Origin of the sequence: Mesorhizobium shonense, assembly GCF_040545255.1 — a bacterium.
Classification (GTDB): domain Bacteria; phylum Pseudomonadota; class Alphaproteobacteria; order Rhizobiales; family Rhizobiaceae; genus Mesorhizobium; species Mesorhizobium shonense.
In genome coordinates this window covers 176,783-190,858 of record NZ_JBEPLM010000002.1, presented here as the reverse complement: position 1 = coordinate 190,858, position 14,076 = coordinate 176,783, and the positions used below count along the sequence as shown (strand labels likewise).

The 14,076-nt window shown below is 63.8% G+C and carries 13 protein-coding genes and 1 tRNA gene; 11 read left to right on the top strand and 3 right to left on the bottom strand.

Annotation, left to right across the window (positions count from 1 at the left end; all coding sequences use genetic code 11):
• Nucleotides 1–76: 76 nt before the first annotated feature.
• Complete coding sequence (locus tag ABID26_RS06355) at nucleotides 77–1,018, bottom strand: N-formylglutamate amidohydrolase (RefSeq protein ID WP_292300624.1); 942 nt, start codon at nucleotides 1,016–1,018, stop codon at nucleotides 77–79.
• Between the two features lie 164 nt (nucleotides 1,019–1,182).
• Here ABID26_RS06355 and cpdR point away from each other — a divergent pair, with 164 nt between their 5' ends.
• The gene (gene cpdR, locus ABID26_RS06350; protein ID WP_006199474.1) at nucleotides 1,183–1,545 is read left to right on the top strand and encodes a cell cycle two-component system response regulator CpdR; all 363 of its coding nucleotides are present in this window, start codon (nucleotides 1,183–1,185) and stop codon (nucleotides 1,543–1,545) included.
• Nucleotides 1,546–1,660: 115 nt separating this feature from the next.
• A tRNA-Val gene (locus tag ABID26_RS06345) sits at nucleotides 1,661–1,735 on the top strand.
• A gap of 107 nt (nucleotides 1,736–1,842) precedes the next feature.
• Here the strand turns inward: ABID26_RS06345 and ABID26_RS06340 are convergent.
• Entirely contained in the window at nucleotides 1,843–2,058 is a 216-nt protein-coding gene (locus ABID26_RS06340; RefSeq protein ID WP_059184470.1) for a hypothetical protein, read from the bottom strand.
• A gap of 136 nt (nucleotides 2,059–2,194) precedes the next feature.
• Nucleotides 2,195–3,349: a dihydrodipicolinate synthase family protein gene (locus ABID26_RS06335; protein WP_292300620.1), complete on the bottom strand. Its 1,155-nt coding sequence runs from the start codon at nucleotides 3,347–3,349 to the stop codon at nucleotides 2,195–2,197.
• Nucleotides 3,350–3,577: 228 nt separating this feature from the next.
• Between ABID26_RS06335 and ABID26_RS06330 the strand changes: the two genes are divergently transcribed.
• The 9 genes from ABID26_RS06330 to ABID26_RS06290 all read left to right on the top strand — a co-directional run bounded on the left by ABID26_RS06330 (nucleotide 3,578) and on the right by ABID26_RS06290 (nucleotide 14,009).
• On the top strand, nucleotides 3,578–4,630 hold the full coding sequence (locus ABID26_RS06330; protein WP_292300618.1) for a LacI family DNA-binding transcriptional regulator: 1,053 nt from the start codon (nucleotides 3,578–3,580) through the stop codon (nucleotides 4,628–4,630).
• The gene (locus tag ABID26_RS06325) at nucleotides 4,627–5,643 is read left to right on the top strand and encodes a Gfo/Idh/MocA family protein (protein ID WP_292300616.1); all 1,017 of its coding nucleotides are present in this window, start codon (nucleotides 4,627–4,629) and stop codon (nucleotides 5,641–5,643) included. The genes ABID26_RS06330 and ABID26_RS06325 overlap by 4 nt, the downstream gene beginning before the upstream one ends.
• Nucleotides 5,640–7,241, top strand: coding sequence for an acyl CoA:acetate/3-ketoacid CoA transferase (locus tag ABID26_RS06320; protein WP_292300614.1), 1,602 nt, complete (start codon nucleotides 5,640–5,642; stop codon nucleotides 7,239–7,241). The genes ABID26_RS06325 and ABID26_RS06320 overlap by 4 nt, the downstream gene beginning before the upstream one ends.
• Complete coding sequence (locus ABID26_RS06315) at nucleotides 7,234–8,010, top strand: enoyl-CoA hydratase/isomerase family protein (protein ID WP_292300611.1); 777 nt, start codon at nucleotides 7,234–7,236, stop codon at nucleotides 8,008–8,010. The genes ABID26_RS06320 and ABID26_RS06315 overlap by 8 nt, the downstream gene beginning before the upstream one ends.
• A gap of 9 nt (nucleotides 8,011–8,019) precedes the next feature.
• Nucleotides 8,020–9,531 (top strand): aldehyde dehydrogenase family protein, encoded by a 1,512-nt coding sequence (locus tag ABID26_RS06310; RefSeq protein WP_292300609.1) that lies wholly within the window; start codon nucleotides 8,020–8,022, stop codon nucleotides 9,529–9,531.
• 62 nt (nucleotides 9,532–9,593) lie between these two features.
• On the top strand, nucleotides 9,594–10,847 hold the full coding sequence (locus tag ABID26_RS06305) for an ABC transporter substrate-binding protein (protein WP_126098024.1): 1,254 nt from the start codon (nucleotides 9,594–9,596) through the stop codon (nucleotides 10,845–10,847).
• Between the two features lie 125 nt (nucleotides 10,848–10,972).
• A complete protein-coding gene (locus ABID26_RS06300; protein ID WP_292300607.1) occupies nucleotides 10,973–11,932 on the top strand; it encodes a carbohydrate ABC transporter permease in 960 nt (319 codons plus the stop codon).
• On the top strand, nucleotides 11,929–12,873 hold the full coding sequence (locus tag ABID26_RS06295; RefSeq protein WP_126098022.1) for a carbohydrate ABC transporter permease: 945 nt from the start codon (nucleotides 11,929–11,931) through the stop codon (nucleotides 12,871–12,873). Before ABID26_RS06300 ends, ABID26_RS06295 begins: the two co-directional genes overlap by 4 nt.
• A gap of 20 nt (nucleotides 12,874–12,893) precedes the next feature.
• Complete coding sequence (locus ABID26_RS06290; RefSeq protein ID WP_292342737.1) at nucleotides 12,894–14,009, top strand: ABC transporter ATP-binding protein; 1,116 nt, start codon at nucleotides 12,894–12,896, stop codon at nucleotides 14,007–14,009.
• The last annotated feature ends 67 nt before the right edge of the window (nucleotides 14,010–14,076 follow it).

The window sequence follows — 14,076 nt, the reverse complement described above, 5'->3', positions numbered from 1 at the left end:
CGTTTCCTCCCTAGACTTCGACCGTGTCGTGAAAGCGATGCGGTCTTTTTTTAGGCCGCGAACGGCCGCTTCGCGGTCATTCCGCGGCGAGCGGCAGGTCGACGAAATGATGATCGGGTATCGACATCAGCTCGGCCGAAAACCGCGTCAGGTCGTCGGCAAGCGCGTCGAAGCCGGCCGATTTCTGGAATGTCCGCTCGTTCATGTAAAGCCCGCGATTGACCTCGATCTGCAGCGCGTGGAGATGACGTGCCGGCCGCCCGTAATGCTCGGTGATGAAGCCGCCGGCATAGGGCTTGTTGTGCGCGACCGCGTAGCCCATGCCCGTAAGCAGGCCGATCGCCCTCTCGGTCAGAGCCGCGGTGGCGGAAATGCCGAAGCGGTCGCCGATGATGAAATCCGGCCGCACCCCATTGTCGCCGACCCGGATGCTGGCCGGCATCGAATGGCAGTCGATGAGCACGGCATAGCCGAACCTGGCGTGGGTCCTGGTCAATAGCCGCTTCAGCGTTTCGTGATACGGCTTGTAGACGGTCTCTATGCGCCCCACCGCCTCGGAGAGCGGCAGTCGCCCGGGATAGATGTCCAGCCCCTCCCCCACCAGCTTCGGCACGGTGCCCAGCCCGCCCGCGACGCGGGCCGAGCGGATGTTGCAGAAGGACGGCACCGGCTCCGCGAACATGCGGGGATCGAGTTCCCATGGCTCGCGGTTGACGTCGAGATAGGCGCGCGGGAAGTTCGCCGCCAGCATCGGCGCGCCGAGCGCGACGGCGCCGCCGAAAAGCTCCTCGACATAGCAATCCTCCGACCGGCGTATGGCGTTGCGGTCGAGCCGCGCCATGGCGAGGAAGCGCTCGGGATAGTGGCGGCCGCTATGCGGCGAATTGAACAGGAAAGGGACGCGTTGCTCGGCGCCCGATCGGATTTCGAAGGGTGGTACGACCGAAAAATCCTCGGCTGCCGTCTTCAATTTGAACGAACCAGGATGAAGCTCTGCATCATGTTGCAAAACTGCCATCTTGCGCCCGGCATGTCCAGCATTTCAGCCCCACGAAACAGCTGGCCGCTGCGGCAAGGACAAGGCCAATGTTCACTTGATGTTTACCGTCTCCTCCTCATATACAGGATGGTTAACGGGCTTGCCCGTCGGCAGGCTTGGGGTAGTGATTCGGACGGGACAACATGGCACGCATTCTGCTGGCGGAAGACGATGACGATATGCGCCGGTTCCTCGTCAAGGCGCTGGAACGAGCCGGCTACCAGGTAAGCGATTTCGACAATGGCGCCAGCGCCTATGAGCGGCTGCGCGAAGAGCCTTTCTCGCTGCTTTTGACCGACATCGTCATGCCCGAGATGGATGGCATCGAGCTTGCCCGCCGGGCCACCGAGATCGATCCGGACCTCAAGGTGATGTTCATCACCGGTTTTGCCGCCGTCGCGCTCAACCCGGATTCCAAGGCGCCCAAGGACGCCAAGGTGCTGTCGAAGCCTTTCCATCTGCGCGACCTCGTCAACGAGGTCGAGAAGATGCTGCAGGCCGCTTGAGGAGCCTTTCGGCAAGGCATCGGTACTTCCAACCGCTGCCGCAAAACGGAGCTTTCTTTTCTCATTCCTGCTATTGACGCGCCGGACCAAAAATGGTGTATGCGCGGCTTCGGATGGGCGTGTAGCTCAGCGGGAGAGCACTGCATTGACATTGCAGGGGTCACAAGTTCAATCCTTGTCACGCCCACCATCCAGCCAAATCCAAAAGAGTAAGGCAATACGGCAGTAGGCAATAGTGCTTCGCCGCTGCGTTCCCGGATTCCTCCTACTGCCCTACTGCCCTACTTCCTCATTGAATCATTGCGGTGTCGGATCGGGCGAATGACCGGGATTGCCACCGCCACCGCCGCCCTTGCCTTCGCGGCATGGCGCATCGCCGATGCCGCAGCATTTGGCGTTATGGGTAACGTTCGGCTTGATGGTGTCGCAGTCCCTGTAGCTTGTGGTCTTGCAGCCGGCCAGCACAGAAACGGCGATGGCGGCGAGAAAGACTTTTCTTGAAACGATAGTCATATGCGTTCTCCTTGGTGAACTTGGTTCGTTACGCAACGCTTGGTCGCGCTTCGCCACGGAACGGTTCAAAGGAGAGAAAAGAATTTTTATCCGCCGGCTGATCGGCAGCGGCGGCAGGAGCCGACAGGTATCCGGCTCAGACGCCTGCTACCGCCAAGAAGCTCTTCATCCTGGCGACGGCAAGCTCGGGATCGGCCAGCAATCCTGCCTGGTCGGCGAGGCGAAACACGTCCGCGTAATGGCATATGCCGCGCGCCGACTGCATGCCTCCGACCATGGTGAAATGATTCTGATGGCCGTTCAGCCAGGCCATGAAGACGATGCCGGCCTTATAGTATTCCGTCGGAGCCTCGAAGATCTTGCGCGACAAAGGCACGGTCGGCGCCATCAGCGCGTCATAGCCGGCCCGGTCGCCCGCGCCAAGCCTGGCCAGCGCGGCGTTCGCCGCCGGCGCGATGGCGTCGAAGATGCCGAGCAGCGCGTGCGAATGCCTCCTGCCGTCGCCGGCGATCAGCTCCGGATAGTTGAAATCGTCGCCCGTGAACATCAGGACGCCCTCGGGCAGGCGGTCGCGCAGCAACACCTCCTTGCCGGCGTCGAGCAGCGAGATCTTTATGCCTTCGATCTTACCGGCATGCCGCTCGATGATACCGACGACCGTGTCAAGCGCTGGCTCGAAATCCCGGCTGCCCCAATAGCCCTTGAGCGCCGGATCGAACATGTCGCCCAGCCAGTGCAGGATCACCTTGCCGGAGGCTTGGCTGAGGATGCGGTCGTAGACACGGGCATAGTCGTCCGGGCCTTTGGCCACCGCCGCGAGCGCGCGGCTCGCCATCATGATCGCCTTGCCGCCCTCGCCTTCGATGAAGGCGAACTGCTCCTCATAGGCGTGGATCACGTCGTCCAGCGTCCTTGCCGCCGCCGGCGCCAGATGGTCGGTGCCGGCGCCGGAGGCGAGATCGGCACCCTTCATCGTACGCGCCTCGGCGATCGAGCGCCGGATCAGTTCCTTGGCGCTTGCCCAGTCGAAACCCATGCCGCGCTGCGAGGTATCCATTGCTTCGGCGATGCGGAAACCGAGCCGCCACAGATGATGGCGAAAAGCCATGGTCCTGTCCCAGTCGACCGCAGCCTGAGACCACGGATCGGTCATGGCGAAGGGGTTGGCGACGACATGGGCCGCGGCATAGGCGACGCGTGGGAAAGCCGCGCCGATAATGGGCTCCGCCGGTTGGCCGACCAGCCGGTAGCCGACACGGTCGCCACTCTCCGCAGGCAGGATGATGTCCATGCAAATCTCCCTTTGCGGCAGCCTATAAATGGAACGTTCCAATAAATCAAGAACCTTTATGGTTTTGGCAACTGAAGCGATTCAACGCCGCATCCCGACGTCAAAGTCTTGCATTTGCGACTAATCCATCAATTTTTTGAATTCCGTGCGAATCCCGATTGACTCCGGTTTGGTACGATGTTTAGAACGTTCCAATAAATTTGATATCGAGAATGGAGAACGCACGACATGGCCAGCCGGGCCAAGGCGACGATCCTGGACATTGCCCGCGAGGCCGGCGTGTCCAAGTCGACGGTATCGCTCGTGCTGCAGGGCAGCGGGCTGATCCGGCCTGAAACCGCGACCAAAGTCCGCAAGGCGATCGAGGATGTCGGCTATGTCTACAACCGCGGCGCCGCCAATCTGCGCAAGGCGCATTCGAACGTCATCGGCATGGTGATCAACGACCTCACCAATCCCTTCTTCGCGGAGCTTGCGGTCGGCATGGAGCGCGTCTTCCAGGCGGCCGGCATCGTGCCCTTCATCGCTAACACGGCGGAAAATCCGGTCCGCCAGGAAGAGGTGCTGAAGTCGCTGATGGAGCAGGGCGTCGCAGGCCTGATCGTGTCACCGGCGCGCGGCACCACGCCAGGCGCTTTCCGCCGCGTCGAGGCGGCAGGCGTGCCGGTCGTCTTTGCCATGCGCCGCCTGCCCGAGAGCCGCATCCCGGCAATCGCGCCCGACAACCATCGCGGCGCCTTTCTCGCCACCCAGCATCTCATCGCCAAGGGACATCGCCGGCTGGCCTTCTTCGGCGGCTCCTCGGACCTTGTGGTCTACCACGACCGCTTGGGCGGCTTCCTCGAAGCCTGCGAGACTCACGGCATTCCGGCAGCCGATAGGACCATCGTCGAAGGCGAGACCAGCCGCAAAGGCGGCATGGCTTGCCTAGAGACGGCGCTTGCGTCGCCCGAGCCGCCGACGGCCGCCCTTTGCTTCAACGATGCCGTCGCCTTCGGCGTCATGCTGGCGCTGCGCAAGCGCGGCCTGGAGGCCGGGACGGATTTTGCCGTGGTCGGCTTCGACGATGTCGCCGAGGCCGAACACTACATCCCTGCGCTGACCAGCGTTGCCGTCGACACCGCCGGCCTCGGCGAACGCGCCGCTCACGTCATGCTGAAGATGATCCAGTCGCGCACGACGCGCGCCGAGGACCATATCGGCGCGGTGAGCCTGGCCGTCAGGGAAAGCTGCGGGCCGGACCGCAATGCGCGCGGCGCTGGAATGGGAGACGCCGCATGACGGTGAGATGGGGCCTGATCGGCGCGAGCACGATCGCAAAACAGTTCATGATCGAGGCCATCCGCGCCCAAGCCGACGCCGAGGTTGCCGCCGTGATGAGCTCCAGCCCCGAGCGCGCCGAAGCCTATGCCAGGGAAAACGGCATTCCGGCCGCCGTCTCGGCGCTCGATGCGTTGCTCAGCACCAACATCGATGCCGTCTACATCTCGACGACCAACGAACTGCACCTCGAGCAGGGGCTTGCCGCGATCGAGGCGGGCAAGCATGTGCTGTGTGAAAAGCCGCTGGCGCTGACCAGTGCCGACGCACGCAAGATGGTTGCGGCCGCCAAGAAAGCCGGCATCGTGTTCGGCACCAACCACCATCTGCGCAACGCCGGCGCGCACCGCGCAATGCGCGAGGCGATCGCGGCCGACCGCATCGGCAAGCCGATCGCCGCGCGCGTCTTCCATTCCGTCTACCTGCCGGAAAACCTGCAGGGTTGGCGCATCGCCAGGCCCGAAGCCGGCGGCGGCGTGGTGCTCGACATCACGGTGCACGATGCCGACACGTTGCGCTTCGTGCTCGGCGACGACCCGGTCGAGATCTCCGCCTTCACACAGTCGGCCGGCATGGCCGGTGGTGGACTGGAAGACGGCGCCATGTGCGTCTGGCGCTTCAAGTCCGGCGTCATTGCGCAATCGCATGAAGGCTTCACGACGAAGTTTGCCGGCACCGGCTTCGAGGTGCATGGTTCGGAAGGCTCGCTGATCGCTACCAATGTGATGACGCAGAAGCCGGTCGGCTCCGTGCTCCTGCGTACCGCCTCGGGCGAGGAAGAGCTGAGCTTCGACCGCGAGGACCTCTACACAAGGTCGCTGCGCCAGTTCCACGCTGCCATCCGTGACGAAGGCCAGCCCTCGGCCACCGGCGAGGACGGCATCTGGTCGCTGGCAGCGGCCGAGGCGGCTTTGCTGTCGGCGAAGACCGGCAAGACCGTTTCGATCGATCCGAAACTCGGGAGCGGAAATTGAGCAAGATCGTTTCCGCGTCGCAGGCCGCCGGCCTGATCAAGGACGGCATGGTCGTCTCGGTATCGTCGTCGAGCGGCCTCGGCTGCCCGGACGCCGTGCTTGCCGCGATCGGCGAGCGCTTCGACACCGAGGGTCATCCGAAGGCGATCACGACGCTGCACCCCATCGCCGCCGGCGACATGTACGGCATCAAGGGCATCGATCATCTGGCGAAGCCCGGCCTTTTGAAGCGCACGCTCTGCGGTTCCTATCCGTCCGGCCCCTCCTCCGCCGAGCCGCCGCAAATCTGGAAGATGATCGGCGATAATTCGGTCGCCGCCTATAACGTGCCTTCTGGCATCCTGTTCGACATGCATCGCGAAGCCGCCGCCAAGCGGCCCGGCGTGCTGACCAAGGTCGGCCTCGACACCTTCGCCGACCCGCGCCACCAGGGCTGCGCCATGAATGCGGCGGCCAGCGAGCCGATCGTTTCGGTGCAGCAGTTCGACGGCGAGGAATGGCTCTATTTCCGCGCCATTGTTCCGAACATCTCGATCATTCGCGCCACCACGGCCGACGAGCGCGGTAACCTCACCTACGAGCATGAAGGCGCCTATCTCGGCGGTCTGGAACAAGCGCTCGCGGCCCGCAACAATGGCGGCATCGTCATCGCGCAGGTGAAGCGCGTCGTCGAGAACGGCACGCTGAAGCCGCATGACGTGCGCGTTCCCGGCATCCTGGTCGACCATATCGTGGTGGCGCCCGACCAGTTGCAGACGACGCAGACGCCCTACGATCCGGCGATCTCGGGCGAGATCTTCCGGCCGCTCTCCACCTTCCGCACGCCCGAGATGAATATCCAGAAGGTGATCGCGCGCCGTGTCGCCATGGAGTTGCGCGACGGCATGGCCGTCAACATCGGCTTCGGCATCTCCGCCAACGTGCCGCGCATCCTCTTGGAGGAAGGCCAGCACGGGAAGGTCACCTGGGTGATCGAGCAGGGCGCGGTCGGCGGCGTGCCGCTGCTCGATTTCAAGTTCGGCTGTGCCTCGAACGCCGAGGCGATCATGCCGTCACCGCACCAGTTCATCTATTTTCAGGCTGGCGGCTTCGACGCCTCGCTGCTCTCCTTCCTGCAGATCGACCGTCACGGCTCGGTCAACGTCTCGAAGCTTTCGGCAAGGCCGCATGTGACAGCCGGCGCCGGCGGCTTCGTCGACATCACCGCGCGGGCGAAGAAGATCGTCTTCTCCGGCTTCTTCAACGCCGGCGCAAAACTCTCGCTGGCCGACGACGCCATCCGCATCGACCAGGAAGGCAAGGTCAAGAAGATCGTCGAGGAGGTCGAGCACATCTCCTTCTCCGGCAGGCGCGCGGTCGCGCAAGGGCAGGACATCACCTATGTCACCGAGCGCTGCGTGATGAAGCTGACGCCGGACGGGCTGATGGTGACGGAGTTGGCGCCCGGCGTCGACCTCGAACGCGACGTGCTGGCGCAAGCCGAGATTCCGCTTGCCGTCGCCAACGATCTGAAGGTGACGCCCGCGTCGCTCTACCAGGACCGGCCGATCGGCCTGTCGCTCAATGGCGGCGCTTCGCTCGGAGGCGCGCATGGCTGAGCGCCTCGTCACCTTCGAGCAGGATGGCGCCGTCGGCATCGTCACGCTGCGCCGTCCGGAAAAGTTCAACGCATTGGACATTCCGATGCTTCGCGCGCTCGAAGCTTCGCTCGCCGAAGCCGAACTGGCCGAGGGCGTCCGTGTCGTGCTCATCCGGGGCGAAGGCAAGGGCTTTTGCGCAGGCGGCGACGTCGAGGCCTGGGCACAATTAAGCGCCGCCGACTTCCAGGTGCAATGGGTCCGCTACGGCCATCGCGTTTTCGACCGGCTGGCGCGGCTCAGGCAGCCGACCATAGCCGTGCTGTCCGGTCATGCGCTGGGCGGGGGGCTGGAACTGGCGACCGCCTGCGACTTCCGCGTCGCCGAATCCCAGGTGAAGCTCGGTTTCCCTGAAACCTCGATCGGCGTCGTGCCCGGCTGGTCCGGCACGCAGCGCGCCGTGCGCCGCTTCGGCGCGCAGGCGGTGCGGCGCATGGCAATAGGGGGTGAAGTCCTGCTAGCGAGCGAGGCGCTCGCGCTCGGCGTCGTCGACCGCCTCGTCGAAACCGGCAAGGCATTTGAAGAAGCCAGAGCTTGGGGAGAAAAAATCGCCGAGCGCGGCCCGCTGGCGACCGAGGCCACCAAGCTGATGATCGGCATTGCCGAAGGCGAGGAGAATGCCGCCGCGGTCGAGGCGCTGGCCAGCGGCTTCATCGCGCTGACCGACGACCTCAAGGCCGGCGTCGGCGCCTTCAAGGCCAAGCAGAAACCGGCCTTTTCGAGATCCTAGGAAAACGCGATGAACGCTCCCCTCAACATATCAATGCCGGCCGAGGCCTCTCAGGCACAGAAAGCCTACAAGCTCCTGATCGACGGCAAGCATGTTGACGCCCGCGACGGCCGCACCATCGAGCGCAGCAGCCCTGGCCATGGCTTTGCCGTGTCGCGCTACGCGCAGGCAGGGGCGGCGGAAGTGGAGGCAGCGGTTCAGGCGGCGCACAAGGCTTTCGAGACCGGCCCGTGGCCGCGCATGAAGGCATCGGAACGCGCCGCCGTGCTGCTCAAGGCGGCCGACCTGATCGAAACCCGGCTGGAGGAGATTGCGCGTCTCGACGCGTTGGAATCCGGCAAGCCGATCGCCCAGGCGCGCGGCGAGATCGGCGGCGCCGTCGACATCTGGCGCTATGCCGCCTCGCTTGCCCGCACGCTCTCTGGCGAGAGCTATGCCAATCTCGGCGACACCATGCTGGGCGTGGTGCTGCGCGAGCCGATCGGCGTCGTCTCGATCATCACGCCGTGGAATTTCCCGTTCCTGATCGTCAGCCAGAAACTGCCCTTCGCGCTCGCCGCCGGCTGCTCGGCGGTGGTGAAGCCGAGCGAGATGACCTCGGCCTCGACCTTCGTGCTCGGCGACATTCTGCTCGAGGCGGGTCTGCCGGCCGGCGTCGTCAACATCCTCGCCGGCTTCGGCGCCGATGTCGGCGCACCGATGGTCAGCCATCCGCTGGTCGAGATGGTGTCCTTCACCGGCTCGACGCGGGTCGGCAAAATGACCATGGCCGCCGCGTCCAATTCGCTGAAGAAAGTCTCGATGGAGCTCGGCGGCAAGAACGGCCAGATCGTCTTCCCCGACGCCGACCTCGAGGCAGCGGCTGACGCAGCCGTCTTCGGCGGCTTCTTCAACGCCGGTGAGTGCTGCAATGCCGGCAGCCGGCTCATCGTGCATGAGGCGATCGCCGACGACTTCCTCAAGAGGGTCAAGGCGCTGGCCGAGAAGGTCAGGGTCGGCGACCCGCTCGACGACCGCACCAAGGTCGGCGCCATGATCTCGACCGATCACATGGCAAAGGTAGCCGGCTATGTAACGGCCGCGAAAACCGACGGCGGCAGCGTCTACAGCGGCGGCGGGCAGCTCGCCTCCAACGCCGGCCAGTATCTCGACCCGACCATCGTCCGCGACGTCACCGAGGACATGGCGATCGCCCGTGAGGAAGTGTTCGGGCCGGTGCTGTCCGTGCTCACTTTTGAAACGATTGAAAAGGCATTGCACATCGCCAACAACACGCCCTATGGTCTGTCTGCGGGTGTATGGAGCGCCAGCATCGACACGTGCATGTCGGTGGCGCGCGGTGTGCGTTCGGGGACGGTTTGGGTGAATACGTTCATGGAAGGTTATCCCGAACTGCCTTTCGGCGGCTACAAGCAGTCCGGTCTAGGACGCGAACTCGGCAAACGCGCCGTCGAGGATTATACCGAGGAAAAGACTATCCAGTTTCATCGCGGCCAGCGCACCGGATGGTGGGTCGGCTGAGTTGGGAGACCCCGGCGGCCATCCGCCGGTGATGTGCATGCATGCAACAAGGGAGGTAGTAAATGTTGCGCAAACTGCTTATCGGAACGGCTCTTGCGACGAGCTTTGCGTTCTCGGCGCATGCCGCGGACGTCAAGGAAGTGCAGATGCTGCATTGGTGGACGTCGGGCGGCGAAGCGGCTGCTCTGAACGTGCTGAAGCAGGATCTGGCCAAGGAAGGCTATGCCTGGAAGGACGTGCCGGTGGCCGGCGGCGGCGGCGACGCCGCCATGACCGCGCTGAAGGCGATGGTCGCGGCCGGCAACTATCCGACCGCCTCGCAGATGCTCGGCTACACCGTGCTCGACTATGCCGCCGCCGGCGTCATGGGCGACCTCACCGAGACCGCCAAGAAGGAAGGTTGGGATAAGTCGGTTCCGGCCGCCCTGCAGAAATTCTCCGTCTATGACGGCAAGTGGGTCGCGGCCCCGGTCAACGTCCACTCCGTCAACTGGCTGTGGATCAACAAGGCGGTGATGGACAAGATCGGCGGCGCCGAGCCGAAGACCTTCGACGACTTCATTGCCCTCCTCGACAAGGCGAAGGCCGCGGGCGTCATCCCGCTGGCGCTCGGCGGCCAGAATTGGCAGGAAGCCACCATGTTCGACTCCGTCGTGCTGTCGACCGGCGGGCCGGAGTTCTACAAGAAGGCGATGAACGACCTCGATGAGGAGTCGCTCAAGTCCGACACGATGAAGAAGTCGTTCGACAATCTCGCCAAGCTGGTCACCTATGTCGACCCGAACTTCTCGGGTCGCGACTGGAACCTCGCCACCGCCATGGTCATCAAGGGCGACGCGCTGGTTCAGGTCATGGGCGACTGGGCCAAGGGCGAGTTCCACGCCGCCAACAAGACCCCGGGCACCGACTTCCTCTGCTACCGCTTCCCGGGCACCGACGGCTCGGTGATCTACAACTCCGACATGTTCGGCATGTTCAACGTTCCGGACGACCGCAAGGCCGCCCAGGTCGCTTTGGCCACCGCCACCCTGTCGAAGAGCTTCCAGTCGGCCTTCAACGTGGTGAAGGGCTCGGTTCCGGCTCGCACCGACGTGCCGGACACCGACTTCGACGCTTGCGGCAAGAAGGGCATCGCCGACCTGAAGAAAGCCAACGAAGGCGGCACACTGTTCGGCTCGCTGGCCCAGGGCTATGGCGCGCCTCCGGCGGTCGCCAATGCCTACAAGGACGTCATATCGAAGTTCGTCCACGGCCAGATCAAGACCTCGGACGAGGCCGTGACCGAGCTGGTCAAGGCAATCGACGACGCCAAGTAAGCTGCGCTTGAATTTAGTTCTCCCCCGCTCCGGCGGGGGAGGTCACCTGTCGACAAAGATGCGGGATGCACCCTGGCGCACTGTCGTGCCGGGCAGCTCCCGACCAACCGGTACTGGATGAGCCGATGAGCACAGTTGCCGAAACCACCGCGAAGCTGACACCGGAGCACGACGCCCGCCCCACCGCGACCGTCCGCTCGCGATTGCAGGACCTGTTGCCGAAGATCGTCCTGGCGCCGAGTTTCGCGGCGACGATCGTCTTCGTTTATGGCTTCATCCTATGGACGATCTATCTGTCGTTCACCAACTCCAAGACCTTCCCGTCCTACGCCATCACCGGTGCCCGCGCCTATCAGCGGCTGTGGCGCTGGACCTTCGAGAGCGACCCGCCGTCGAGCTGGTACACCTCGATCACCAATATGGGCATTTTCGGCTTCCTCTACATCCTGATCTGCCTGGCGCTCGGCCTGTTCCTGGCCATCCTGCTCGACCAGAAGATCCGCGGCGAGGGCATGCTGCGGCCGATCTACCTTTACCCGATGGCGCTCTCCTTCATCGTCACCGGCGTCGCCTGGAAATGGTTCCTCGACCCCGGCCTCGGGCTGGAGCAGACGCTGCATCAATGGGGCTGGACGAGCTTCCATTTCGACTGGATCAAGAACAAGGACTTCGTCATCTACACGGTGGTAATCGCCGGCGTCTGGCAGGCCTCCGGCTTCATCATGGCGATGTTTTTGGCCGGCCTTCGCGGCATCGACGGCGAGATCATGAAGGCCGCGCAGATCGACGGCGCCACCACGTTCCAGCTCTACCGCCGCATCGTCATTCCGCTGCTGCGGCCGGTGTTCCTCTCGGCCTTCATCGTGCTCGCCCACCTCGCCATCAAGTCCTATGACCTTGTCGTAGCGCTGACCAGCGGCGGGCCCGGCGGCTCGGCCTGGCTGCCGTCCAACTTCATGTATGAGTTCACCTTCAAGCGCAACGAGATGGCGGTCGGGTCGGCGAGCGCGGTGATCATGCTGATGACCATCACAGCCATCATCGTTCCGTATCTCTATTCCGAGCTCAGGGAGAAGTCGCGATGAGCGCCGTCACTTCACCCGCTCGCCAGGCCTCAACCGGCGTCCGCGCCAGGATGCTCAACCGCATGGTGATCTACGGCCTGCTCGCGCTGTTCGCGATCTTCTACCTGATGCCGCTCTTCGTCATGCTGGTCACCTCGTTCAAGACCATGGACGAGATCCAGAACGGCAACATGCTGTCGCTGCCGCATGCGCCGACTTTCGCACCATGGATAAAGGCGTGGAGCGAAGTTTGCTCGGGCCTGACCTGCGTTGGCATGAAGGGCTATTTCTGGAACTCCATCAAGATGGTCGTGCCGGCGGTGCTGATCTCGACGCTGCTCGGCGCGCTCAACGGCTATGTGCTGACCAAATGGCGCTTCCGCGGCCACACGCTGGTCTTCGCGATGATGCTGTTTGCTTGTTTCATCCCGTTCCAGTCGGTGCTGTTGCCGATGGCGACCATCCTTGGCAGCATCGGCCGCTTCGGCGCCACCCTGCGGAACGCGACCGGGTTCAACTTCGGCCTCGGCAATTCGACGGTGAACCTGGTCTTCGTCCATGTGGTCTATGGCCTCGGCTTCACCACGCTGTTCTTCCGCAACTACTACGAGGCCTTCCCGACCGAACTGATCAAGGCGGCACAGGTCGACGGCGCCTCCTTCTTCCAGATATTTCGGCGCATCATGCTGCCCAATTCGCTGCCGATCATCGTTGTGACGGTGATCTACCAGTTCACCAACATCTGGAACGACTTCCTGTTCGCCTCCGCCTATGCCGGCTCCGGCGACGTGATGCCGATGACGGTGGCGCTGAACAATGTCGTCAACACCTCGACCGGCGTTGTCGAATACAACGTCAACATGGCCGCGGCGATGATCGCCGCGCTCCCCACCCTGATCGTCTATGTCGTCGCCGGCCGCTATTTCGTGCGCGGGCTGATGGCTGGCGCGGTCAAGGGCTGATCTTTTTTGAAGGAACGACCATGGCTTTTCTGGAAATTGATGGGCTGAAGAAGCGCTTCGGGAATGTCGAGATCCTGAAGGGCATCGATGTCGAGCTCGAAAAGGGCGGCTTCCTCGTGCTGGTCGGCCCGTCCGGCTGCGGCAAGTCCACGCTGCTCAACACCATCGCCGGCCTGGAGAACATCACCGAGGGCGAGATCCGCGTCGACGGCCGCGCGATCAACGATCTGCATCCCTCGAAGCGCGACATCGCCATGGTGTTCCAGAGCTACGCGCTCTATCCGAACATGACGGTCGCCGGCAACATCGCCTTCGGCATGGAGATGCGCGGCGTGCCGGCGGCGGAACGGCAGGCGGCGATCGACAAGGTGGCCAAGATCCTGCAGATCGGCCATCTCTTGCAGCGCAAGCCTAGCCAGCTCTCCGGCGGCCAGCGCCAGCGTGTCGCCATGGGCCGCGCGCTGGTGCGCGACCCGAAACTCTTCCTGTTCGACGAGCCGCTGTCCAACCTCGACGCGAAGCTGCGCGTCGACATGCGCATCGAGATCAAGCGCCTGCACGCCACGACCGGCACGACGATCGTCTATGTCACCCACGACCAGATCGAGGCGATGACGCTGGCGACCAAGATCGCCGTGATGCGCGACGGCGAGGTGCAGCAGTTCGGCACGCCGGCCGAAATCTACAACAACCCGACCAACATCTTCGTTGCCGACTTCATGGGCTCGCCAGCGATGAACCTGATCCCGGCCAAGATCGGCGCCAATGGCAGCGGCTTGTCCGTCGTGCTCGACCGCGAGGCGCGCCAGCCGATCACGCTGTCGCTGCCCGGCGCGCCGGCCGGCCTTGCGGCCTTCAAGGACAAGCCGGTGATCTTCGGCGTTCGCCCGGAAGCGCTGACCGATCCGGAAGGCGCCGAGCGCAACGGATCCGAGATCGCCACCGCCGACTGCCACATCGAGGTGGTCGAGCCGGCGGGATCGGATACGTTCGCGGTCACCAATCTCGGTGGTAAGGGCGTGGTGGCGCGGCTGCGCGCCGACGCCAGGATCCAGCCCGGCACCAGCACGCCGCTGGCCTTCAACCTGAGCAAGGCGGTGTTCTTCGATCCGGCGACCGAGAAGCGCATCCTCTGATGCATGTCGCCCAAAAGTGGCTCCGGTTTTGGGGCAACGACATGCATCAAAATAAAGACCTTTAGAC

Coding starts and splice junctions, on each gene's coding strand:
- ABID26_RS06355 (WP_292300624.1), bottom strand. CDS start 1,018: ATGGCAGTTTTGCAACATGATGCAGAGCTTCATCCTGGTTCGTTCAAA.
- cpdR (WP_006199474.1), top strand. CDS start 1,183: ATGGCACGCATTCTGCTGGCGGAAGACGATGACGATATGCGCCGGTTC.
- ABID26_RS06340 (WP_059184470.1), bottom strand. CDS start 2,058: ATGACTATCGTTTCAAGAAAAGTCTTTCTCGCCGCCATCGCCGTTTCT.
- ABID26_RS06335 (WP_292300620.1), bottom strand. CDS start 3,349: ATGGACATCATCCTGCCTGCGGAGAGTGGCGACCGTGTCGGCTACCGG.
- ABID26_RS06330 (WP_292300618.1), top strand. CDS start 3,578: ATGGCCAGCCGGGCCAAGGCGACGATCCTGGACATTGCCCGCGAGGCC.
- ABID26_RS06325 (WP_292300616.1), top strand. CDS start 4,627: ATGACGGTGAGATGGGGCCTGATCGGCGCGAGCACGATCGCAAAACAG.
- ABID26_RS06315 (WP_292300611.1), top strand. CDS start 7,234: ATGGCTGAGCGCCTCGTCACCTTCGAGCAGGATGGCGCCGTCGGCATC.
- ABID26_RS06310 (WP_292300609.1), top strand. CDS start 8,020: ATGAACGCTCCCCTCAACATATCAATGCCGGCCGAGGCCTCTCAGGCA.
- ABID26_RS06305 (WP_126098024.1), top strand. CDS start 9,594: ATGTTGCGCAAACTGCTTATCGGAACGGCTCTTGCGACGAGCTTTGCG.
- ABID26_RS06300 (WP_292300607.1), top strand. CDS start 10,973: ATGAGCACAGTTGCCGAAACCACCGCGAAGCTGACACCGGAGCACGAC.
- ABID26_RS06295 (WP_126098022.1), top strand. CDS start 11,929: ATGAGCGCCGTCACTTCACCCGCTCGCCAGGCCTCAACCGGCGTCCGC.
- ABID26_RS06290 (WP_292342737.1), top strand. CDS start 12,894: ATGGCTTTTCTGGAAATTGATGGGCTGAAGAAGCGCTTCGGGAATGTC.